The 21,929-nt window shown below is 47.1% G+C and carries 20 protein-coding genes and 1 other annotated feature; of the genes, 10 read left to right on the top strand and 10 right to left on the bottom strand.

Annotated features, from left to right (window positions below):
• Nucleotides 1–65 precede the first annotated feature (65 nt).
• Nucleotides 66–386: a cupin domain-containing protein gene (locus A7K91_RS00835; RefSeq protein ID WP_068678715.1), complete on the top strand. Its 321-nt coding sequence runs from the start codon at nt 66–68 to the stop codon at nt 384–386.
• 106 nt (nt 387–492) lie between these two features.
• Here the strand turns inward: A7K91_RS00835 and A7K91_RS00830 are convergent, their stop codons facing one another.
• Entirely contained in the window at nt 493–1,383 is an 891-nt protein-coding gene (locus A7K91_RS00830; RefSeq protein WP_068678713.1) for a helix-turn-helix transcriptional regulator, read from the bottom strand.
• 140 nt (nt 1,384–1,523) lie between these two features.
• On the opposite strand from A7K91_RS00830, the gene A7K91_RS00825 reads away from it, so the two are divergent.
• Nucleotides 1,524–4,220: a glycosyl hydrolase family 95 catalytic domain-containing protein gene (locus tag A7K91_RS00825; RefSeq protein ID WP_245697138.1), complete on the top strand. Its 2,697-nt coding sequence runs from the start codon at nt 1,524–1,526 to the stop codon at nt 4,218–4,220.
• On the opposite strand, the gene A7K91_RS00820 is transcribed toward A7K91_RS00825, so the two are convergent.
• On the bottom strand, nt 4,200–4,466 hold the full coding sequence (locus A7K91_RS00820) for a hypothetical protein (protein WP_068678709.1): 267 nt from the start codon (nt 4,464–4,466) through the stop codon (nt 4,200–4,202). The genes A7K91_RS00825 and A7K91_RS00820 overlap by 21 nt on opposite strands.
• A 78-nt stretch (nt 4,467–4,544) precedes the next feature.
• The gene (locus tag A7K91_RS00815) at nt 4,545–6,125 is read right to left on the bottom strand and encodes a hypothetical protein (protein ID WP_068678707.1); all 1,581 of its coding nucleotides are present in this window, start codon (nt 6,123–6,125) and stop codon (nt 4,545–4,547) included.
• Between the two features lie 209 nt (nt 6,126–6,334).
• Between A7K91_RS00815 and rlmD the strand changes: the two genes are divergently transcribed.
• The 5 genes from rlmD to A7K91_RS00795 all read left to right on the top strand — a co-directional run bounded on the left by rlmD (nt 6,335) and on the right by A7K91_RS00795 (nt 11,503).
• Entirely contained in the window at nt 6,335–8,158 is a 1,824-nt protein-coding gene (rlmD, locus tag A7K91_RS00810; RefSeq protein WP_082967155.1) for a 23S rRNA (uracil(1939)-C(5))-methyltransferase RlmD, read from the top strand.
• 469 nt (nt 8,159–8,627) lie between these two features.
• Nucleotides 8,628–8,804, top strand: a complete 177-nt coding sequence (locus A7K91_RS26665; RefSeq protein WP_169833359.1) for a hypothetical protein — start codon at nt 8,628–8,630, stop codon at nt 8,802–8,804.
• Complete coding sequence (locus A7K91_RS00805) at nt 8,797–9,384, top strand: ATPase (RefSeq protein WP_068678705.1); 588 nt, start codon at nt 8,797–8,799, stop codon at nt 9,382–9,384. The genes A7K91_RS26665 and A7K91_RS00805 overlap by 8 nt, the downstream gene beginning before the upstream one ends.
• Before the next feature lie 440 nt (nt 9,385–9,824).
• Entirely contained in the window at nt 9,825–10,823 is a 999-nt protein-coding gene (locus A7K91_RS00800; RefSeq protein ID WP_245697136.1) for a restriction endonuclease, read from the top strand.
• A 296-nt stretch (nt 10,824–11,119) separates the two neighbouring features.
• Entirely contained in the window at nt 11,120–11,503 is a 384-nt protein-coding gene (locus A7K91_RS00795; protein ID WP_068678703.1) for a VOC family protein, read from the top strand.
• 71 nt (nt 11,504–11,574) lie between these two features.
• Here the strand turns inward: A7K91_RS00795 and A7K91_RS00790 are convergent, their stop codons facing one another.
• Both A7K91_RS00790 and pdxR read right to left on the bottom strand, forming a co-directional pair.
• Nucleotides 11,575–13,128 carry a 2-isopropylmalate synthase gene (locus A7K91_RS00790; protein ID WP_068678701.1) on the bottom strand — a complete coding sequence of 518 codons (1,554 nt, stop codon included), beginning with the start codon at nt 13,126–13,128 and terminating at the stop codon, nt 11,575–11,577.
• A gap of 97 nt (nt 13,129–13,225) precedes the next feature.
• Nucleotides 13,226–13,459: a binding site (T-box leader), on the bottom strand.
• 297 nt (nt 13,460–13,756) lie between these two features.
• Nucleotides 13,757–15,148: a MocR-like pyridoxine biosynthesis transcription factor PdxR gene (gene pdxR / locus A7K91_RS00785; protein ID WP_068678699.1), complete on the bottom strand. Its 1,392-nt coding sequence runs from the start codon at nt 15,146–15,148 to the stop codon at nt 13,757–13,759.
• 133 nt (nt 15,149–15,281) lie between these two features.
• Here pdxR and A7K91_RS00780 point away from each other — a divergent pair, with 133 nt between their 5' ends.
• Genes A7K91_RS00780 through A7K91_RS26310 form a run of 3 tightly spaced genes read left to right on the top strand, consistent with a single transcriptional unit; the run spans nt 15,282 to nt 17,589 of the window.
• Complete coding sequence (locus A7K91_RS00780; RefSeq protein WP_169833358.1) at nt 15,282–16,535, top strand: MFS transporter; 1,254 nt, start codon at nt 15,282–15,284, stop codon at nt 16,533–16,535.
• A 17-nt stretch (nt 16,536–16,552) separates the two neighbouring features.
• The gene (locus tag A7K91_RS00775; RefSeq protein WP_068678698.1) at nt 16,553–17,398 is read left to right on the top strand and encodes an NAD-dependent epimerase/dehydratase family protein; all 846 of its coding nucleotides are present in this window, start codon (nt 16,553–16,555) and stop codon (nt 17,396–17,398) included.
• A gap of 29 nt (nt 17,399–17,427) precedes the next feature.
• On the top strand, nt 17,428–17,589 hold the full coding sequence (locus A7K91_RS26310) for a hypothetical protein (protein WP_156739222.1): 162 nt from the start codon (nt 17,428–17,430) through the stop codon (nt 17,587–17,589).
• A gap of 296 nt (nt 17,590–17,885) precedes the next feature.
• Here A7K91_RS26310 and A7K91_RS00770 read toward each other — a convergent pair whose 3' ends face one another.
• From A7K91_RS00770 to A7K91_RS00750, 5 genes are all read right to left on the bottom strand, one after another.
• Nucleotides 17,886–18,830 carry an ABC transporter permease gene (locus A7K91_RS00770; RefSeq protein ID WP_068678696.1) on the bottom strand — a complete coding sequence of 315 codons (945 nt, stop codon included), beginning with the start codon at nt 18,828–18,830 and terminating at the stop codon, nt 17,886–17,888.
• Nucleotides 18,830–19,747, bottom strand: a complete 918-nt coding sequence (locus A7K91_RS00765; RefSeq protein ID WP_068678694.1) for an ABC transporter ATP-binding protein — start codon at nt 19,745–19,747, stop codon at nt 18,830–18,832. Before A7K91_RS00765 ends, A7K91_RS00770 begins: the two co-directional genes overlap by 1 nt.
• 17 nt (nt 19,748–19,764) lie before the next feature.
• A complete protein-coding gene (locus A7K91_RS00760) occupies nt 19,765–20,052 on the bottom strand; it encodes a hypothetical protein (RefSeq protein ID WP_156739218.1) in 288 nt (95 codons plus the stop codon).
• A gap of 7 nt (nt 20,053–20,059) precedes the next feature.
• Nucleotides 20,060–20,257, bottom strand: a complete 198-nt coding sequence (locus A7K91_RS00755; protein WP_245697140.1) for a helix-turn-helix transcriptional regulator — start codon at nt 20,255–20,257, stop codon at nt 20,060–20,062.
• A gap of 406 nt (nt 20,258–20,663) precedes the next feature.
• Entirely contained in the window at nt 20,664–21,647 is a 984-nt protein-coding gene (locus tag A7K91_RS00750; RefSeq protein ID WP_068678689.1) for a serine hydrolase domain-containing protein, read from the bottom strand.
• Nucleotides 21,648–21,929 lie beyond the last annotated feature (282 nt).

Here is a 21,929-nt window from a genome sequence, read left to right as displayed (position 1 = left end):
CAGGTCTGATCCGATTTAGTTTGGAAGGAAACGACACAGGATTTAAGCATGGGAGGAGACTAGGGATGAAAAAGCTGAATGAATGGGAAAACGCGGAGCCAGGGGTCAAAAGGAAAATTTTTAATCCCGGCGAAGCTGTGATGATGATGGAGGTTCATTTCCAGGAAGGAGCCGAGGGCTACCTGCACAGCCATCCGCATGAGCAAATGTCCTATTGTATCGAAGGACAGCTGGAGTTTTCAATTGATGGGGTCAAAACGATTCTTTCCGCAGGCGAAACCATCGTTATCCCGGGCAATGCCGAGCATGGCTGCCGCGCGCTAAAGGCCAGCAAGCTGCTGGATACCTTCACTCCGCTCAGACTGGATTTGCTTGGCCGCTTGTAGAGCTGCGAGCTATTCCTATAAATAACGTATAGGCGCAAGCCCCGACAGGGGACAGGCCCGGGAATGTTGATTTCACAGCATTCCCGGGCTTTTCATTTTTGTTAGATTATTGCTTCTCCCGGCTCCGGTATTGAGAGGCTGTAACGCCATAATATTGCTTGAACGAACGGCCAAAATGCTCCAGTGTGGCAAAACCCGTGTTGGCGGCGACGGCGCTGACGGGCAAATTCGTTGACAGCAGAAGACGCGCAGCTTCGCTCATGCGGGATTGCTGCCTTTTGTCCTTGAAGGAAAGACCGTATTGCTTCCGCACCGTCCGCTCGGTCTGCCGGGTGCTTAACCCGATTTTGTCCGCAAGCTGCTTGAGCGTAAGGGAATGGTACTCGTAAAGAAAGCAATATTCAATCGTCAGCAGCCGGCTGTCGTCCAATGTTTTGACCGGAGCATGGAGCCGTGATGGACCGTGCTCGGCGTATTGCCGGATTGTCCGCGTTACGATCATTTCCAGCAGGTTGGTTGCCATATGATAGAAGCCGATGCGTTTTGCGGACAATTCATGAGCAAGCATCTCGAATAAAGCCAGCAGGTTTTCCTTGTCGGCGCCGATCCAGAACGGGGTGGCCACCAGCAAATCGGATAAAGCCGCCTCCTTCCGGGGACGGCGTTTTCCCTCGTTTGGCCTGGTTTCTATGGGCAACACTTCAAAAAATACGCAATATTCCGCCATGGGATCATCGGTATCCGGGATTTGCTCGTGCACAATATGAGGGCCTGTCACAAATAAGGTGCCGGGCGTCAAGGGATAACGCTCCCCATCCGCAATCAGGGTGCCCTTGCCGGCAGGGATGTAATGCAGCTCGTAGCTTCCCCGGCTGTGGCTGTGCTCCCGCACTGACTCATGGAAATAGCCGTATTTGAAAAAAAGAACGTTTAGGAGCAGTTCTCCGACTTCAAGCTTGATAGCTATATGGTCTATATCAATAAAAGGCGGACGCATGCCAATATTCCCCCTCTGTCTAAATGCGACGCCCGGATGTCGCTATTCGTCGCTTCCGTTAATAACGTAAAATTGCTTGCCCCGTTATAATTATAGCGAAATACCAAGTATATCGGAAACGGGTGAAGGCTATGACGCCAATGGAAGCTATACACAGGTTCAAAAAAGGAAACTACGCCCGAAGCTGGACGGAGGTGCCTCTCATCAATCCGGGTTATGCCTGGCGGGACGGCATGGTTAGCGGCAATGGGGAAATCGGATACGTTACATCGGGCTCGCCTTATATGGACAGCTTTATTTTTCAGCATATGTGGTTTAATTACCCTTCCCCGGAGCCTAGACAGATTCCGGCAGAGCTGACGGGACAATTGGAGGAAGCCAGGCAAAACGTGTTTGGTCTGAACGATCAATGGAAAATCAAGGACGAGCATGGCCAAACCCGAAGGAGAACGTTTTATTACAGCTACCATCCCGGCCATCAGCTCCGCCTGAATATAGAGAAGCGCGGGAGCGTGTCGGGCTACGAGCGCTGGACCAATCACGAAACGGCGGAAACCGGCGTCAGCTTTACGGACGAGCACGGCCGCTGGACAAGAACCTCGTTTGCCTCGCGCGAAGACAATGTGTCGATTACAAAGCTGGAGCGCTCAAGCACGGGGGCAAAATTAAACCTGATCATATCCATCGACGATATTTCCGCGATGTGCCGGGCTCATAACGGCATGTCCGAGGTCAAGGCGCTGCGCTACAAGAAGCTGGTGGACCAAGAGGCTGAATACATTGCTCAGGTTGTCCATTATCCGTCCTATGAAGGAAGCGAGCTTGCGGAGGGCGGTTATGCGGGCGTTACTAGAGTCGTCGTCATTGGGGGCACGAAAAAAAGAGTGCTGCTGGACGAAAGCCATGAAGTCATGAATGTGGGACAGGAGCAAAATCCGGCTATCCAGATTCAGGACGCCGATGAGGTTTACCTCATTACAGGCTCGGACCGTACTCATGCGATGGGGAAAATAGAGGATTTTCCGGCGATGACGCAATACGCCATCGTGGAGGATTTATTGCGGCGAAGCCGGGCGGTGTTCCAAAAATATAGCGACGCCCGCGGACACTTTCAATACTCTGCTGCTCTTGCCCCGCATGCCACACTTCATGCCGCCGAGTTCAACGCTGCTGCCTTTACTCTTGCTGGCGACGACGCGGACAAAGGGGCGGACAACGTAACGCTGATTGCCTTGCAGCAAGCCGCAGGCTCCCGCATCCATCATGCCTTCATGGAGCAGGCATATCATCAGGGCCGCTACGCCATGGTGTGCTCCAGCGGGTCCAGCGCGCCGCGCCTGTGCGGAATGTGGATCGGCGAATGGAATCCGGGCTGGAGAGGCATCTATACGCTTGATGCCAATGTTAACTTGCAGGTTGCGGCTATGAATACGGGCCATTTGACGCAAGCTCAACTGGGATACATCGTGTTTTTCCTGCGGAACGCGCCCGACTTCGCAGACAATGCCGCCATGGCTTACGGCATGCACGATGCGCTGCAGGTATCCGTTAATTCGGACGGCGACCGGGCGATGCATGTGGAGTACGACAACGACTACCCTTTCCAATATTGGAACGCGGGGGCAAGCTGGTGTCTGCTTCCCATTTTTGAATATTGGCAATGCTACGGTAATCAGCGTATCCCGATTGTGGACAGCATGAACATCCACGCCTTGCAGCCGCTGCTGGGAGTTGAAGACGGAGGGCTTTCGGATGAGGCGTTTGCGGAGCTCGTAAAAAGAGGTTATCTGGATTTGGAAAGGGATATTTTGCTGCCGCTTCTGACCAGGCAGGCGAACTTCTGGGAGCAGATCTGCGCGCCGGAATATTATACGGATGCCGATGGCAATGCCCGTTACGAGGCAGGCAAAACATCGCTTGAGGACGGAGAGCGTTACATGATCATACCGGCCTATTCGCCCGAAAATAACCCGATTGGCTATAACAGCACCATTACCGCCAACGCAACGATGGATATTTCCGCCGCCAGGGACGGGTTGTGGATGGTTATCGCGATGGAGAAAGCGGTCAAACGCCCCGGCTACGAGAAAGCGGTGGAGAAATGGGAAGGGCTGCTGGAGCAGCTGCCCCGTTATCGTTTTGACGCGGACGGCGCCTTGCGTGAATGGGCGATGGCCGAATATACGGAAAACAACAACCACCGCCACTTGAGCCATCTGTATGGGGCATGGCCTGCATATGAGACGCAAAATGATGCGTCACTGGCCGAAGCATCCCGAATCGCCCTCCAGAACAGGGACAAATACAATACGGAGGATGCAACGGCCGGACATGGCTGGATGCACAAAGCACTTGTTAGCGCCCGGTTAAAGGACGGGGATGGAATGGCAGCTTCGCTGCTTCCGATGATGGCGGAAGGGGGCTATTATCCTTCGCTTATGACCGACCATGACACCAACCGGCGCAATCATTGCTATTGCACGGACACCTCGTATGGCGTAGTGGCCGCTGTCCATGAAGCGGTTTTGTTCTCCAATACGGGAGAAATACAGCTGGCGCCTGCGCTCCCGTCACATTGGAGCGAAGGCTCTATGAACGGCTTGATGGCGAGAACGCAAACAGAGGTAAAAAGCTTGTCGTGGAACCTGCGGAACGGAACGGTGCAAGCGACTTTGCGTTCGGGGATCGACGGCAACGAAATCAGGCTTGGCGCGGGGATACAATGGACAAAGGCCCTTGTGAACGGACAGGAGGTCCAGGTGCTTGGAGATGAGGCAAAGCCTTATATCCTGATTACACTAAACGCTGATGAAGATTTAAACGTCGTATTTCAATAATGCGGAGAATTTCAATATAGCGTCGAATTTCAATAAAATACGCGGATGCCAATTATGGCGTTCAACTCCAATAAAACGCTGAACGTTATTGACGATGGACTGAGTCGGGAGGACCATCAAACGCAAGTGTATATAGAGCGCCAAGTAGTGACCATGAACCAGTGAATAGTTGGCGTTGTATATAGAGAAGAGGAGCCAGTCACCTTCGCTTTTTGGCGCTGGGGTGGGTGGCTCCTCTTTTGGCATGGGGGTGACGGACTCCTCTTTTGGAGTGAGGGCAGACGGCACCTCTTCCGGTTTACTTCAGGCTCAAACAACGCTTTCTTAAAAGTCTCGCAAGCCGTCGACATGCTCCCAAATGGCGTGCTCGTCGATATTGACTGACGCAGATTTTAAGGCATCGAAGGTATCCTTAACGGCCTTCTGCGCCGCACCCATAATCTCTTCACGTTCCTCGGTATATATAAACTCGTGACGGCGGTCCAGCTTGTTGAAGCCTTCAACGTATTCGCCAAGCATGGTCTCAAGGCTCTGCCGGATTCCCTCTGCACTTGCGTTTGTAGCGCTTGGGCTGGTTTTGGTAGAAGCGGCCGTCAAGGCTCGGGCTTGCGCGGATAGCTGTCTGTAGAGGGAAGCTGCTTTTTTGAACAAGGCTGGCGAGATGCCTTCCCTGCCGTCCCAGCTCCGAAGCGGATTATCCAGATTATCCGCCAGCCATTCCGGCTTGCGCGGTTGCTTGATTGACAGGTCCAGTCCTTGCTTGACCCTGTTTTTGTAAGCTTGCTTGATGGATTTGGCCGCATCCTCAGGCAAGCTGGTCATCCAGAGCATATAAAGCTTGGGAAGCTGCTCCGGCTTCGGGAAATCTTCGCTCTGGAAGCCGAACATATCCTTTGTTGTTAAAACCTCCAGCTTCGGCAAATCCGAAAGCCGCTCCAGATTGCGGATGTACCCCGGCTTGCCCCATAGCTGCAAGCTTGTTAAAGCGGGGAAGCGGGAGACAATTTCTCCAGCATCGGCTTCTGACACGTTGTATAGCTCCAGAGAGTCCAGCTCATCAAGGCCGCTTATGGCTTGGAGCATTTCGGGACGCCCGCCCTCCAGCCGCAATGTCATCCCTTTTCCGTTGCAAAAGCCTTTCCGTCCTTCATGCCGGATGGTGAGAGTGCCCGACGCGGGCAGGCCGCTAAGCCGAAGACTCTCCACATTTTCGGGCAAAATCAGCTTGCTTGTATGCTCAATGTTCAACGCAACCTCTGTGATCGCCGTACAGGTGAGGTCGATGGTATCGGCGCCTTGGCCCAGCTCTATTTTGTACAGGAGGGGCTGAGTTCGCAAGTAAGCGGCTATCCCGTCATTCCAGTCAGGAGCAACGAGGGTGGTCAAACAAGGAAGCTTGTCCAGCTCTGTATAATCGGCGAGATTCGGATAATCGGCCAAATCTAGCGAGTTTGATCTCGCATTTATTTCTTTTTCTCCAATAACGACTCTGGCATCGTAACGCTTGCTGGCGGCTTTGAAGGCGTTTCTATTATCCTCGGGTATCCGATTCCATAACAATTGCTTGATCAGTCTGGAGCCTCCGTGCCAGCCGGAAAACGAATTGGGCTTATTTTCCTCCAGCACAGGCAGCTCGCCGATGTATATATAGTTGGAGGGAACGGGACCGTCCGTTATATAGTGGTCATACCTATCATTCCAGAAATAAAAATTAATAATGAGCGGCTTGATGGATTGCAGCTCCTCGATAGCGGGAAGCTCGCTCCCGGTCCAGTCCAGCAGCAGCACGGCTACATTTGGTTCTTTTCCTTTTTTCTCCGGCTGTAATACATGCGTAATCTGAACCGCTGTGTGGAGTCCCAGCTTTGGCTCCCATACGCAATAGATGCTTCCGGCTTTTGTCATGCCGTATAATCCCTCCATTCATGCCATTAGGTGTTTATTACGCTGAGTATAGCATGGAAGAGAAGCGGCTGATGAGGGCGCCTTTCCAAAATAAGCCTTATTTCGCGCAGAAATCAGACTTTAAGACTAAGCCTCTTAATCATTACGTTTTCCCGCTGGGTCTGTGATATAGTGAAGAGAAGATCAGGTTGAATGGAGCGAACGGAAAAATGTCTCGGAAAGAACATATAAGCAACGACAAAAGTACGGACAAAAGCATCGGCAAAAGCACAAACAAAAGCACAAACAAAAGCAGGGAAAAAAGCCAAAAGAACCGGGGCGCGCAGCCGGACGGACAACTGCGCGGAAATGGGAAGGCATCCGTTAAGGGGGCTGATGCTTCAAAGCAACATGGTGCTTTTGGTAAACAAGCCGCACCCGCGAAACAGGCTGCATCCGCGAAGCAGGCTGCTTTCGTGAAAAAAGCCTCGTCTGCAAAACAAATCGCTTCCCAGAAACAAGCTGCGCCCGCGCAACGTACTGCTCCCACCAGCCAAGCTCCGTCTCCGAGGCAGGAGTATAGCAAGGGAGCAAAGGGAAGTGGAGAGAGAAGTAATGCCGCATCTACAAAGGGTACACGGGGCGGGGCTGTAGCTTCAAAGCAATATGGAACATTTGCGAAAACTGCGGAGGATGTGTCGGTTGGCGACAAGATCATTGTGACTATCAAGCGGATCGGCATTAACGGTGAAGGCGTAGGTTATTACAAACGCAAAGCCGTTTTTATACAAGGGGCTTTGGTTGACGAAGTCGTTAAGGCGAAGGTAAGCCTTGTCGAGCCTGGATATTTGAATGCTGAATTAATAGACGTCGAAAAAAGCTCGCCGCATCGCCAAAAGCCGCCTTGTCCGGTTTATGAAGCCTGCGGCGGCTGCCAGCTGCAGCATATGTCATACAACGCGCAACTGGCTGCCAAGGAGGAAATCGTAAGGGAGTCGTTCCGCCGTTACGCCGGACTGGAGCAGCTTCCGATGAGGCCGATTATCGGCATGGACGAGCCTTGGCATTACCGGAACAAGGCGCAGCTTCAGACGGGCCGAAGCAATGGAGAAATTATCGCTGGCCTGTATGCCGCCGGCTCGCATCAACTGGTTGATATTACAGGCTGTGCTGTCCAGCATCCAGCCGTTAACGACACCATAGAGCAGGTTAAACGTTTGATGGGCGAGCTGGATATTCCGATCTATAATGAACGGACACGCGAAGGCGCGGTCCGGACGATTGTAGCGCGCGTGGCCAGAGCAACAGATGAAATCCAGCTTACCATCATTACCGCAACCGACAAGCTTCCTGACGCTAGACGCTTCGTAAACGCCATCAGACAATCCCTGCCCAAGGTCAAAAGCATTGCCCATAACGTTAACCGTGGCAAAACTCCGCTAATTTTCGGAGAGCGGACAACGATGCTATGGGGAGCGGAGCGACTGGAGGAGCGGCTGGGAAAGGTAGAGTTTTCGTTGTCGCCAAGGGCTTTCTTTCAACTAAACCCCGAGCAAACGATCAAGCTGTACAACTCGGTTCAGGAGGCAGCAGCGCTTGAAGGCTCGGAGCTGGTGGTGGATGCTTATTGCGGAACGGGGACTATCGGGCTTTGGCTGGCTCCGTATGCAGGCGAGGTGCGCGGCATCGAGGTAATCCCGGAGGCGGTACGTGACGCTAGAGACAATGCCAGAACAAGCGGCATCGAAAATGCGCTTTTCTACGAGGGTCGCGCTGAACAGCTGCTGTCAGAGTGGGTTGCCCAGGGCTTCCGCCCTGAGGTTATCGTGGTCGACCCTCCTCGCACAGGCTGCGAGCCTTCGTTATTAAAAGCCGTTGCCGAGGCTCGTCCCAAACGCTTTGTATATGTCTCATGCAACCCTTCCACGCTTGCCAAGGACTGCAAATCATTGTTAGCGAGCGGCTACCAGCTGGAGTGGGTTCAGCCGGTGGATATGTTTCCTCAGACGAGCCATGTGGAGGTAGTAATAGGAATGCAACGCAAAGATACCTAGAAATCCTTTGTTTTCAACACTTTGCGCCGTTTACGAATTTTACGAAGGATGGGCCTGATTTCAAAAATAAGGATTTAAAGCATGCCAAAGTATATACGAGCATTAAGAAGGGCGGAAGAATGGCCATCCTTGTGTAGGGGATTGCCGGAGGTACAAGGAATACTTCTCCACATCATCAAAGACATGGGTTACATGGGTAAGATGGAGCATAATTTTTTTTGCCTCATAAGCCAGAGGTTCACCTCCAGCTTATTTATTTGAGACAGGATTACCTTGTTGCATCCCTGCAACGTATGGTAAGGCATGCCTAATTGATCGGCGGCTTTCTTTGGACCAATTTCATCGCTCAATCGTACTGCTTCATGGAGAGCCCCTTGTTGGGCGCTTTCTCTTTAGCCAAGGCAGGTTTCTGAATGCTGTGTTATAATTAATTCAACGTCGATACTGTGATTATGGGAAGGTGAAGCCCATGGATAAATTTAAAGATCTGGAGAAACTCATTAAGCTTACAGGAGATCGCGCCAAGCTGGATGCAAAAGCAAATGACACGTACATTGTATATAAAACTGCGAAAGGCCAAATTGTAAAAGAATACAATAATGGAGATGTAGTCCCTATTGTAGATTCGGATGCCTCGCATGCATGAACAAACACCAATTATGTACGTCTTTGCAGGCAATAATGGCAGCGGTAAAAGTACGATTCGAAACCTGATCGTTGATAGACTCGGAATCAGTGTGAACATCGATCCAGACGCCTTGGCACGAGGGATTGATTCGTTACACCCTGAAAGGCGAAAAGTAACTGCAGGTAAAGAGGCAATTAAATTAGCCAAAGACTGTATTCGTCATGGGAGAGATTTTTCCGTTGAAAGTACATTGGCAGGAGGCAACGCGATTCGTCTTATGCGGGACGCCAAAGCCAACAAATTTGAGACCACAATGTTTTACGTAGGTTTAGGTGATTATCATTTGAACATAGAACGGGTTGCAGCACGAGTTGAAAATGGCGGTCATCATATTCCGACTGAGGACATTATCAGAAGGCACGACACTTCAATTCAGAATTTGCTTAACAACCCACATTTAATCGATCATCTAATAGTCATTGATAATAGCAGCGATAAAGGCGATATCGTGCTTCAGATAAGCAAGGGCACAATTACACATCGCTTAGATTCAATTCCAAGGTGGGTAGAACAAATTGAAAAGAGATATCTGAAGTGATTGAAGTCGTACCATCTATACAGCGAGCGATACATGATACTATTCCCCAGACGACACATGTGGAGTGCTGTGTGTCGCTTGTGAGGAAATAGAATATTGGAGTCGCATTTACCGATCATACGAAGCTCAGGCGCCTACAGCGCTTGAGCTTTAATTTTTGGATTCTACAGCCGATTACTGGGACGGTTGTGTAGCACGATGCGATGATGTCCCTCTTTTAGTGCTATGTCCCTATTACTCAAGGAGGACTTTGGGATTTTTTGGCGAAATATAGCTATACGGCTTCTCTAGGTGAGGTTATTATGGACAGTCAAGAGAAAGCCTCCGAGCGCTCTATGTGTCCGAGGGGGACGAAGTTCAGTGGAGGTTGAGCTAGATCATGATCAGTAAGATTTTGCTAGTAGAGTACTAGGTATCGGATCTCGAGGGGGACATGAAACGTGAATGTGAATAGTGAACTTACACAGTTAGTTACGGATAGTTTGATAGGTCCATTAATATTTATGATCATGTGCATGACTCTTTATATATTTGTTGGGATGCTGCTATATTACTATCTGTTTAGCTGGGTGCCTGAAATACTAGTTAGGCTTGTCGGTGGCGGCGGATTATTTTATGTGATCTTTTTTATTTCGAGTAGGTTTGACGATGTAAAGAAATTAATATCCGGCTATAGTGGTATGCAAATGGTGGTTGCTCTAATTGTATTGTTCGTTATGATTGGTGTGCTCAGTGGTCTATTGCTTCGTAATAGGAAAATAAAACCGAAATCCAAAAAACGTGCTACCCCAAATAGATCGAATGCATCGAATAGTTCCAAACCTAGAATTCAAAGAAAAGAGAATAGAACAGACCAGGAGATTTTACAAAGTTCGTTCGATAGATTGTCCGGTGCAGAGTTTGAGAGATTGCTTGCGTTATATTTTCGAGATCAGGGATATAAGGTGCAAGAGGTTGGTATCGGTGGGCGCGATGGCGGTGTGGATCTAGTCATTATCGACCAGCGCGGCGAAAAAACCGCGGTACAAGCCAAATGCTATGCGGCTCATAATACGGTAGGGGTATCTGTTGTGAGAGAATTGGTCGGTGCAAAGCGCAATCATGACTGTATCCTAAGCTTGCTTATTACGACTTCGGATTTGACTGCACCTGCTAAGAAAGAAGCCGAGCAATTCAAGGTGGAATATTGGCATGGTGGTATTCTTGAGAATAAGCTTAAAGCTTGGGGGAAATGGCAACCAGGTGATAATTTTAGAAAGTCCAGAGTATCAGCCCAATCGTCTGCTAGATCGGAAATACAGACAGCTAAAGTACAAGTTGCGGCAAGTAAAGATGCTTGTTCATGCGGTGCAGAGATGGTGCTAAGAAAGAGTCCATACGGAAAGCAGTTCTATGGCTGCTCTTCATTCCCTAAATGCAGGGTGACTAGGCCTGTGTAGGATATAGTAATATTATTACGTTCAAAGGAATACTGACATTTGACACTGAAGCAGTGGGGAATTTCTGAAAACATCAAGCGAGTCAAATCAGTGAGACTGAATTAATCTGCCATGAGCAAGAGAAAGGACAGGAAGACAACGCATGTGGAGTGTTGTGCGTTGATAGTGAGGAGTAAAGAATAAGCAGAAGGGTTTGAGAATCTGTAAAAGTTTGTCGAACTCCCTTCAGCTTTAATTTCGATGCGATTGATTAATGAATGAAAGTTTTCTGGCGTAATTTTAGGAGGAGATGCAAAATGAAGAATTTATTATTGGAGTCACACTGTGTGTTTCCTACACCAGATATAATTAAAACTGCAAATTTCTATGAACAAATGATGGGATTTAGAGTTGTCAAGTATTTGGATGCAAATGAGCCTCATATCTGTTTATACCGTGATACAACGGAAATTATCTTAACTAAGACTAATGGACAAAAAGTAATTCCCCATAGAGAACTTTATGGCTATGGATATGACGCTTACTTCATAACAAAAAATCAAGAGGAACTTCAAGAAGAGTTTATTAACTCGAATGTTAAAATTGTCCGTTCATTAGATAATACAGACTATAATAACAAAGAATTTGTAATTGAAGATATAGATGGAAGATGGATAGCATTTGGAATAAAAGTGGGTTAAAGATCGCCGCAATCTATTCTCAAAATAGGTTTGCGGCGATTTCGTTTAACTGTACATATCCTTGAATCTGTTTACGTATCGCTCCCAACCGCCTCGATCGAAGCGTCCAGCAAGGCGCTGTTGACCGCGTTCAGGAACGCAAGGGCGCTTGCCTTAATAATATCGGTATCCAACGCGCGGCCGGAATACGTCTTGCCTTGATATTGAATCCGAATATTGACGCGGCCGATGGCCTCCTTGCCACGGGACAAGCTGTTGATCTTGTAGTCCTTCAGCTCAACGTCCATCCCTGCAAGCGATTTGATGACGCTGTACAGCGCATCGACCGGACCGTCTCCGACTTCGCTGCCTGTGAGTATTTCGTCCCCTTTTCTTAACTGGACGGTAGCGGTTGGACACAGGTCATTAGTGACAACCTGGAACGATTCCAGCTCATACAGCTGTTTGTCGCTGGTGCTGACGGTTCTGTGGCTCGTTACCAAATAGAAGACATCATGGTCGTACACTTCTTTTTTGGCGTCGGCCAGCGTCAGAAAATTCTGGAACAGCTTCTCGAAATCGGCTGCGTCGCTCGTGTCAAACCCCATTTTTTCAACGGCGTTTTTGAATGCGTGGCGGCCTGAGCGGGCCGTCAGAATTAATTCCATGCTATCGGCCCCAACATCCTCCGGCGACATAATTTCGTACACCTGCTTATCCTTAAGCAGACCGTCCTGATGGATGCCGGAAGAATGGGCAAACGCATTTTCGCCGGTGATTGCTTTGTTGACCTGCACATCGAGACCGGTCAGATGAGTGACCAGTTGGGAGGTGCGCAAAAGCTCCGTCGTTTTGATGTCCGTATACGCTTTATAGGCGCTTTCTCTTACCTTCAAGCCCATGACGACTTCTTCCAAAGAAGCATTGCCCGCACGTTCGCCAAGGCCGTTGATCGTGCATTCAATTTTATCCGCACCATTACGAATTGCGCTTAACGTGTTAGCCGTGGCCAAACCGAGATCGTTGTGGCAGTGCACGCTCAAAATCACCTTGTCGTCCAAGTTTTTAAGACGCTCGTTAATACGGCGAATGAGATCCCCAAACTCCTCCGGTATGGCAAAGCCTACGGTATCGGGCACATTGATCATTGTTGCGCCTGCTTTGACCACAGATTCAATCGTTTTCCACAAGTACTCAAAATCCGATCTGGAAGCGTCCTCCGTCGAATATTGCACATAAGGCAGCAGCGTCTTGGCGTATTTGACCGCGTCGACTCCCATTTGCATAACCGCTTCCTTGGAGCGGTTGAATTTTTTCTCCACATGGATGTTGGAGGTGCCAAGCACGATATGGATCAGCGGATTTTTTGCTTCCTTTATGCTATCATATACAGCGTCGATGTCGTTTTTGACCGCCCTGGCCAGTGCTGTAATGGATATGGTGTCGCCGACAGTGCGCGCAATTTCCTGCACGGCTTGAAAGTCCCCTTGGGATGAAGCGGGGAAGCCGGCTTCGATAATGTCCACATTCAGCCTTTTTAATTGCGTAGCCAGCTCTATTTTTTGATGCCTATTCAGCTTGGCGCCGGGAACCTGTTCCCCATCGCGAAGCGTTGTATCCAATACGATAATTTTACGGTGCGTCATCTTTATTTCCTCCCAAATAAGAGATTTTAAACCTATATATGTGAAGCGGTGTTGACTAAACCCGGAATTTAGCCAACAAAAAAACCCCGTCTCTACGTATAGAGACGGGGTTGAATCCGCGGTACCACTCTAATTCATTTCCCGGCTGGAAAATGATCTTTTTCGATGGCAATCACCATCTATCCCTGTAACGGTGGAACTCCGGCTTACCCTACATGATCAGGCAGCTGTTCATAGACGAGTTCAAAATGACTAACGCTACCGTTTCGCACCACCCAACGGCTCTCTGAAAGGTCAAATCACTTCTACTATTTCTAATCGTAACATTTGAATTTGGAATTTGAATTTATAATAGGGCATCATTTCCGTTATGTCAATGCCCTGGGCAAATATTTTGCGTGCCAGACGATTCAGTTAAGAGGAGAATTGGTATGCTGTAAACCATTAAAAAGTGGTACTTACTTAGGCTTAAATTAAAATGTTACCATAATTCTTACAGTTTACAACAAGGGAGTCCATTAGATAGCCATAAAAAAGGGAGGGCGAAACGCCTTTCCTTTTTTGTGTACCTTTTTTGCGTATAAACTGTAAATAATTATGCGATTGCTATAATGCAGTTCCTGCTTCGTTAAATAAATTGTGCAAGCGTCTGAACGCCTTCGGTAATCTGCGACTCAGTAACATTGCCAAATCCCATGATAAGGCTTTCGTTATACTGATCTTTGCAAATCGTATACCGCTCGGCAGGATAGATTTTGATACAATGCTCTTCAAGCTGAATGGCTGTCAGGTGATCAGCATTTTTCCCCGGCCATGTCGCAATCAGGTGCAAGCCCGCGGCATCACCGGATATTTGCACCTTATCCCGGAATGTATCCGTCAGGACAGAAATCAGATGTGCTCTTCTTTTGCCGTAGATTCGTTTCATCTTCAAAATATGGCGTTCCAGATGTCCTTCGTTAATAAAACGGGCCAACGTTAACTGAGTGAGGGTTGGACATTGCATATCCGCTTTGCGTTTTAGTTGCACGATTGGATTTATCAGCTCTTGCGGAGCAACAATATAACCGAGTCGTAGTGAAGGGAACAAATTTTTGCTAAACGTTCCCACATAGATCACACGCTCAGCATCAAGCTCTTGGAGGGCGCGAACGGGCATTCCGCCATATCTGAATTCACTATCATAATCATCCTCGATGATATAACTTCCCGTGCTTCGGACATAATCCAGCAATTGCAGGCGTCTGCTGATAGACATAATACTTCCAAACGGAAATTGATGAGAAGGTGTAACAAAAATACATTGGGGCTGCTCCTGAGTTGGAAGCCTATCTGCACAAAGCCCGTGTTCATCCACAGGCACAGGGAGGATTCGGGCGCCCGTCGAGGCGAAGATATCATGAATAAACGTTGCCGTAGGATCTTCCATGGCCACCGAGCCATTGGGCTTTACTAACAGCTTACTCAATAGGGAAAAAGCCTGGGTTGCTCCGGCCGTGACGATGATCTGCGAGGGCTTACAGAAAAGGCCTTTAATACTGAGAAGGTGCTGATGAATGGCTTGTCTAAGCTGTAGACAGCCCGCCATGTCTTCCTGATAACCATATGCAGAAGAGGGGGCATCATGATATACATCCATTGCAGCTCTCTTCCATTTCGTAAGCGGAACATGCTCGAGTGAAGGAAAGCTGGGACGAAAATCAATGCTGTGCAGCTGCTCAGAGTCCGCGTGAGAAGCTGGCTGATTTGCTGCACGCAGGTCTTCAGAAAACAAGGGAAGCGGTCTGCTTGTCCCGATATCCTTTACAAAGGTTCCTGAACCTTGTCGTCCTTCCAAGTAGCCTTCAGCCGTTAGCTGCTCATACACCCCTACAATAAGCGCGCGTGAAACGCCTAGTTCCTTTCCAAGATCCCGAGTGGAGGGCAGGGCGCTTCCCACCTCATAACTTCCTTGAAAGATTCGATCCCTTATATAGGAATACACCTGTCTTGTTTTCGTTTCATTTTGCGTGGATTCCATCCAAGGCGCCTCCTTCTGGTATTTAAAATTGGTATGGTCAAATTGAATGAAAGTGGTACTTATGATAACCAATTTATCATGTTACCATGAGTTATGCCATTACAAAATTAACTGCCGAAGGAAGCTAACACTGATGAGAGATCGTAGACACAACGGTTCCAGAGCACTCATGATGAACATTGCGCCTGAAGCCAGCATTCCTTTGTCGAGCGTTCAAGAGCAAGGATTGAATCGTTGGCTGGGGGTGACCGCGCTTTTTTTGGCATCATTAAATTTGAGACCGGCAGTTGCCTCGATTGCACCTGTTTTGGGAAGTATTCAGCATGATCTTGGGTTAAGCAGCGCTATTTCCAGCTTTCTGGTTTCTATCCCAATGATATGCATGGGTCTTTTAGCCCCGTTTTCTGTAAAATTAAGCGGCAAACTAGGCAATGAACGGGTCATCGCATTATCCTTGGCGCTCATCGGCGGAAGTACGCTGTTACGCCTGTTTATTCAATCAGCCGCTTTATTATTTTTGACGGCATTGTTATCTGGTATTGGCATTGCCATGCTGGGGCCTCTATTATCCGGCTTCATTAAAAAGCATATGGCTGGCAGCGTTCCTTCCATGATTGCGATTTATTCCATGGCTTTGGCATTGGGGGCGGCATTGGGTTCGAGTCTTACGTCGCCGCTGTACTGGAGGCTGGATTCGTGGCAAATGGCACTCGCTTTCTGGTGTTTGCCTGCGATCTTGGCTTTACCTCTGTGGTTTGGTGTGCAAAAACGCCGGAATCCTGGCTCTGTTCCGCAAGCCTTTTCGGGCAAGCCGCTGAAGCTGCCATGGAAAACCGGAAAAGTGTGGATGCTGGCTATACAATTTGGCATGTTATCGCTTATCTTTTATTCACTTCTGGGTTGGCTCCCGTTAATGCTAACTGCAACCGGTGCATCCGGGGGTCAAGCCGGGTTTATGGTGACCTTGTTTGCAATGGTGCAAATCCCGAGCGGCATCATTCTGCAATTCCTGCTCAGCATACATGCTTCAAGGCGGGATTGGCTCATTGTATTGTCCATTATGCAAACAACAGGTCTATTGCTTTTTTTCTTTTCCCTCTATTTGTGGTTCGCGATACTTCTTTGTGGATTAGGGGCAGGCATGCTGTTTGCATTAGTCAACTTGCTCCCGGTTGAAGCCGCATCAACACCCGAAGAAGCGGCCGCTTGGGCAGCCATGACCCAATGCTTTGGTTTTCTTATTGGAGCGGCCGGACCATTGTTAATGGGCTATCTGTATGACCGTATGGGCAATTTTCATGTGGGCATAATGGGGTTAGTACTCATTTCAACAGTTATGGGCATTCTGTCCCTATTTATTATTCCACGACGAAATGTACAAAAATGAATGCGGAGGTTATAATTATGAACATTTTTGTTGCTGGGGCAAGTGGTGTTAATGGACGTAGTTTACTTCCGAAATTGATGGAGGCAGGTCACGAAGTGATTGGCATGACGCGCAAGGAGGAGCAAAAAAAGGCTCTCGAACAATTAGGAGCAAAAGCTGTTCTTGCGGATGTATTTGACCGGAAACAGATGGCAGACCTCTTGTATGAAATTAAGCCGGATGTTGTTATCCACCAACTAACGGCTTTGAGCGAAGGAAGCTCCGCAGAGAATGCGCGCATTCGGATTGAAGGAACCCGAAACCTGGTAGATGCGGCGAAACAAGCTAATGTACACAAAATGATTGCGCAAAGCATTTCATGGGCGTATGAACCAGGTTCTGGTCCCGCATCGGAAGAGTCCGCTTTGGACTTATATGCGCCTGCTCCTCGAAACACAACCATTAACGGTGTAGTGGCACTGGAAGAAGCGGTGAAGCAATTTCCGGAATATGTTATTTTGCGATATGGCACTTTGTATGGACCTGGCACTTGGTATGACAAAGATGGGGCAATGGCTGAAAAAGTAAGGAATCAGGGGGTACAGGCAACAGACGGAGTCTCTTCATTTGTCCATGTGCAAGATGCTGCGAACGCCGCTTTCCTGGCATTGGAGTGGTCAACAGGAACATACAACATCGTTGATGATGAACCTGCTAAAGGTACAGAGTGGCTGCCCGTGTATGCGCACGCCTTACATGCGCCTAGACCAGAAATTCAATCCGGCTGCAGTCCGTGGGAGAGAGGCGCTTCGAACAGCAAAGCCAAAAAGGAGTGTGGTTGGGAGCTTCAGCATCCCACATGGAGGACAGGGTTTTTCGAATAACGTGAAAGAAGTAAGTCGAAGCGATAGAATTGAACAAATTAGGTAAAGAATTTCTAACTACAGAGGATTTAACTGGAATTTCAAAGAGAATGCAGCTACCTGAAATGGATAAATTGTATATCTTTAGTTTTATTTTTGATGAACGTGGACATGCCATAGGCATTCAGGTGTCAGATGGGACTTATGGATAAATGGTTCTGCTTGCTGAAATGTCATGGATGTTATATTTTGTATGAATGTACACTCAAAATGCGATTTCATTGACCGCAATACATACAACTTGTATGAAATACCGTATAAAAATAAAGGATCGTTCCCTCTCAACGGGTGATGTTGTACGATTTATCGTACAACATCACCCTAAGAGCAATCATAAGCACAGCTTTTATACGTAATATCGTACAAATTCTCGATAAAATCGATCAGGCCAGATGAAGAGGTGCAAAACCCGTCATAGCCTCAATCCGCTTCATTCCCTATCTCATGTTCACGACAAGGGAACATCCTTGTTATGCACGCTCCTCCATACAACAGCTGCAAAGAGGAGCAGGTAAACAAAGAGGATCGTTATTGAAAACGGCATGCTCATTCCAGCCGCGAAGGCGTTGCCTTCAAAGTAAACATTCAGATCCGTATTTGCAAATAATATATATTTAGCCCCATTAAATCTGGCAGCTAATAACCGGGTTGCCAGCTCTCCGGAATAATACAGAAAGATCGAGATGGCCGTGACAACAGCTACACTTCTTAATAGACAGGCTAACGTAAACGCACCCGCACACATCACGCCTATTCCTATGCCCGTAAACAAATAATAGCGGAGAGCGGCGAAGGCTGCGTTTTGAACGATTACCTGGTCCCCTACCACCACAAGAGTTTCAGCTGGTCCAGCATTACCGAATAAGATAAGCCCGGTTAAAAATGAAACGATAATTAAAAAAACAACAGTGAACACCAGCAGTAGAGAAACAATGCACCATTTTGCCGCCATAACGGATAAACGCGTTACTGGCTTTAAAAAAAGAAATTTGACGGTGCCCTGCTGGTATTCAGAAGCTACAATATAAACGGACATCGTAATAAGATACAATCCGGTAATCGTCAATAACATTTTGTTACTGGAGAGGAATTTCCATGCGTTTTGGCCCTTGTCCGGCGGAATTTGATGCTCAAGCTGATATTGATACAGCAGGATTTTGTCCCGATTGATTTCATACATTAGTGTCCCTGGATTCAATTCAGGCTGTTTCTCCTGCAATTGGGCCAACTCGCTCTGCAAAGCCGGTTGCCACGACTCTGGTACCGGATCAGGTTGTTGGAATGCTTGATAGATCCCATGTGCAATCGTCAACACAAAAAGCGCTGAAAAAACAAGATAGATAACCTTCTGCCGCCGTATTTTCAACCATTCGCCCTGCAACAATGCCAACATCAGCTCCCACCTCCTTCAGCCGTGCGGGTCATTTCCAGATATGCTTCCTCTAAATCAAACGACTTTTCCTTTATTGAAAGCACTCCGACTTGACTAAGCAGCATGAGCAGGGAGGAATAGTGGCTGCGATCCATCTTAAACATGATTTTATCGTGATGATAGAGCCGCGGCTCAAAGATGTAGGTTTGTTGTTGAAGCAGGGCGAGAGCCTTATCAAGCTCTTTAGCCTCAATAACAAACACAACGCTATTGGAAGAACGGGTGCTGTTCCCGCCAAGCAAGGTTAACTCGGCATCTTGCAAGAGGCCGAATTGGTCGCATATGGGTTCAATTTCCTTGAGATGGTGACTGGATATCAATACGGAAAGCTCAAAATTGGTCGTAATGCTCTGGATTATTTCTCGAAATTCGATCATCGCGCTCGGGTCCAATCCATTGGTTGGTTCGTCCAGGATGAGCAAGGAAGGGCGATGCAGTAGACATTGAGCTATCGCAAGTCGTTTTTTCATTCCTAACGAATAGTGTCCCACTTTTTTGTGGATGAAGCTCCTCATCTTTAACAAAGAAAGTACTTCATCCAGACGTTCGTTTGCATCTATTCCATAGAGACGACTGCCGTAAAGCAGATGCTCCATCCCAGTCAAGTACTTGTAGAAGTGAGGTTCTTCAATTAATGCTCCGACGTGCCTGAGCGCATGTTTTCTCTGTGAACGAACGGGTATCCCCTCGATATAAATGGAGCCGGAGGTCGGTATAATTAATCCGCAAATCATCCCGAGGGTTGTTGTTTTTCCTGCGCCATTTTCCCCGATTAAACCGAATACGGTGCCTCGTTCAATGGAAAAGGAAACCGAGCGAATAATCGGCTCCTTGTTCATTTTTTTGGTCAACTGATTAACAGCAAGAACGGGCTTCATACTCACCACATGATCACCTACATCTTTTTATTCAAAATGATGGCCGACAGTGTAAATACGACATGGGCTACAAGCAGATCGACCAGAATGGCCTCTGTAAAGTATTTATTTATAACCTCGACGTTCATTAATTTTGAAAGAATAAATGTTGCAAGCAGCGTCACCATCAGGGAATAGTAGGCATACTTGAAGGCATGCATCATAATTAAGTTGTAGCGTTCATCTTTTTTCCTCGGAAAAGCAAACAGAAAATACAAGCTGGACAAAAAGTAGATAAACAAAGCGGCTGGCATCAAAAAAGTCATAAACAAATCACTCATCCCCTTTCTGTTGCTGAGGGAGATATTGAAATACCTCTTCAATTCCCACCTCAAAAACCTCTGCAATTTTAAATGCTAAAACTAAGGAAGGGTTGTAGCGGTTTGCTTCAAGTGAAACGATAGTTTGTCTACTGACACCGACCAGATCAGCTAGATGTTTTTGTGACCACCTTCGTTCAGCACGCAGCATATAAATGTTGTTACTCAATAACTCTGTCAAGTGACTCCCTCCTTTATCTAAAGTGTAATATATTTCATACATTCAGTCAAGAATATATTTCTTTAGGTTAAAAATTTATTTCATTTAGTTAGAAATAGCTTACTCGGAGGAGTTATGTGGAGTGTTGCTCACTGTTTGTCGGGAAAGGCTAATAGCGGAGATGAATTGGCGGAAATAGGAGATTGAGGTGCTGAACCCCTCTTTTTTATTGAACAAAAACGGGGCTTACCAAAAAGTCAAGCGGAACGAATAATGATTCAGCAGAGAGTTCCGGCAGGAATCGGCTTTGCTGAATCATTATTCACCGTAACAGACTTTTTGGACAGCCCCGAGTGATTATTGCATTAACGTATATTTGTTTGGAATATATGGCGCATTAGTATTTTTGAAAAACCATTTTTGTTAGATCATTTCTAATCTGTTCCACATTTGTAGTTGATAAATTGTTCAATATTATGATTGTTATCCTGTCATTAACATATCGGATGATCTCATTTTTGAAGCCAACAATGCCTCCGCCATGATAAATGCTACTCCGATTCGGGTCTTCATTTATAAACCAACCGTAACCATAACCAAAGCCATGGGAAGTGAATATAGTTTCAAGGCTTTCCTTTGTAACTAATCTATCTGTATACAATGCCTGGTCCCACTTGAATAAATCCTCAGTGGTCGAATAAAGATTTCCACCACCCATTGGGAAACTCATATCAATATACTCTGCATTAACAATGCCATTATCGTATTCATAACCTTGTGCCCTGTTGGGGATTATTTCTTTTTGGTTATCACAGCCTGAATTGTTCATACCCAACGGAGAAAAGATATGCTTCCTTAAAAATTCTCCATAAGAAAGTCCTGTAGTCTTTTCTATAATATAAGCCAATAAAATATAGCCCGAATTACTGTATTGGAATTTAAAACCTGGATTAACCTCCGGCTCCATGTCCATTATTAAACGAACTGTTTTTTCAGTTGTGGTTGGTTGCTTCATTAATTCTCCAATAGTAGGGAGTTGTGTGATATTGGGGATGCCTGATGAATGTGTCAATAAATGATGTAACTTAATTTGATCACCGTATTTGTATGAGGGTATAAACTTGGAGATATGATCTGCTACGTTTAGTTCACCATGCTCCTGAAGTATTGTGATAGCCATCGCTGTAAACTGCTTTGTTATCGATCCAATTCTGAATTTAGTTTCAGGTGTATTCTTTACTTGGTGCTCTCGATTCGCAAAGTTGTATCCGCGATTAAACAATATTTTCTCATCCTTAGCGATCAACACACTTCCGCTGTATTCTTCGTTTTTTTCCAAAGATGTAAAGAAATCATGAATTTCGCTTTCTAGAGTTCGCAATCATTCATCCCCCAGTATTTTAAAGATCTATCTATTATCATATGGGAAATCATTGGTAAAACAAGTCTTATAGTTTTTTCGCCGTTGTGGTAAAATAGAAGTAAGGAGGCCTACACAGACCTCCTTTTTTATTTGTAATTATGAGTTCCAGGGATTTAGTTCATTTGTTAAATTTTAGGGATGATTAGTGTATAATTGCTTTAATAGCCTCTCGGAATTAGAGCCGGGCTAAAGGGGTGGAAGTGGGGGCGACGAATCTGTGGAGCTGGAAATCCTGGAATA

The organism is Paenibacillus oryzae (assembly GCF_001675045.1).
Classification (GTDB): Bacteria; Bacillota; Bacilli; order Paenibacillales; family Paenibacillaceae; genus Pristimantibacillus; species Pristimantibacillus oryzae.
Note: the sequence above shows the minus strand (reverse complement) of the source record. Positions and strands in the feature narration are given on the sequence as shown.

Bases quoted from the DNA above. Each gene is read 5' to 3' on its own strand.
- A7K91_RS00835 (WP_068678715.1), top strand. From the start codon at position 66: ATGAAAAAGCTGAATGAATGGGAAAACGCGGAGCCAGGGGTCAAAAGG.
- A7K91_RS00830 (WP_068678713.1), bottom strand. From the start codon at position 1,383: ATGCGTCCGCCTTTTATTGATATAGACCATATAGCTATCAAGCTTGAA.
- A7K91_RS00825 (WP_245697138.1), top strand. From the start codon at position 1,524: ATGGAAGCTATACACAGGTTCAAAAAAGGAAACTACGCCCGAAGCTGG.
- A7K91_RS00820 (WP_068678709.1), bottom strand. From the start codon at position 4,466: ATGCCAAAAGAGGAGCCACCCACCCCAGCGCCAAAAAGCGAAGGTGAC.
- A7K91_RS00815 (WP_068678707.1), bottom strand. From the start codon at position 6,125: ATGACAAAAGCCGGAAGCATCTATTGCGTATGGGAGCCAAAGCTGGGA.
- rlmD (WP_082967155.1), top strand. From the start codon at position 6,335: ATGTCTCGGAAAGAACATATAAGCAACGACAAAAGTACGGACAAAAGC.
- A7K91_RS26665 (WP_169833359.1), top strand. From the start codon at position 8,628: ATGGATAAATTTAAAGATCTGGAGAAACTCATTAAGCTTACAGGAGAT.
- A7K91_RS00805 (WP_068678705.1), top strand. From the start codon at position 8,797: ATGCATGAACAAACACCAATTATGTACGTCTTTGCAGGCAATAATGGC.
- A7K91_RS00795 (WP_068678703.1), top strand. From the start codon at position 11,120: ATGAAGAATTTATTATTGGAGTCACACTGTGTGTTTCCTACACCAGAT.
- A7K91_RS00790 (WP_068678701.1), bottom strand. From the start codon at position 13,128: ATGACGCACCGTAAAATTATCGTATTGGATACAACGCTTCGCGATGGG.
- pdxR (WP_068678699.1), bottom strand. From the start codon at position 15,148: ATGGAATCCACGCAAAATGAAACGAAAACAAGACAGGTGTATTCCTAT.
- A7K91_RS00780 (WP_169833358.1), top strand. From the start codon at position 15,282: ATGAGAGATCGTAGACACAACGGTTCCAGAGCACTCATGATGAACATT.
- A7K91_RS00775 (WP_068678698.1), top strand. From the start codon at position 16,553: ATGAACATTTTTGTTGCTGGGGCAAGTGGTGTTAATGGACGTAGTTTA.
- A7K91_RS00770 (WP_068678696.1), bottom strand. From the start codon at position 18,830: ATGTTGGCATTGTTGCAGGGCGAATGGTTGAAAATACGGCGGCAGAAG.
- A7K91_RS00765 (WP_068678694.1), bottom strand. From the start codon at position 19,747: ATGAAGCCCGTTCTTGCTGTTAATCAGTTGACCAAAAAAATGAACAAG.
- A7K91_RS00760 (WP_156739218.1), bottom strand. From the start codon at position 20,052: ATGACTTTTTTGATGCCAGCCGCTTTGTTTATCTACTTTTTGTCCAGC.
- A7K91_RS00755 (WP_245697140.1), bottom strand. From the start codon at position 20,257: ATGCTGCGTGCTGAACGAAGGTGGTCACAAAAACATCTAGCTGATCTG.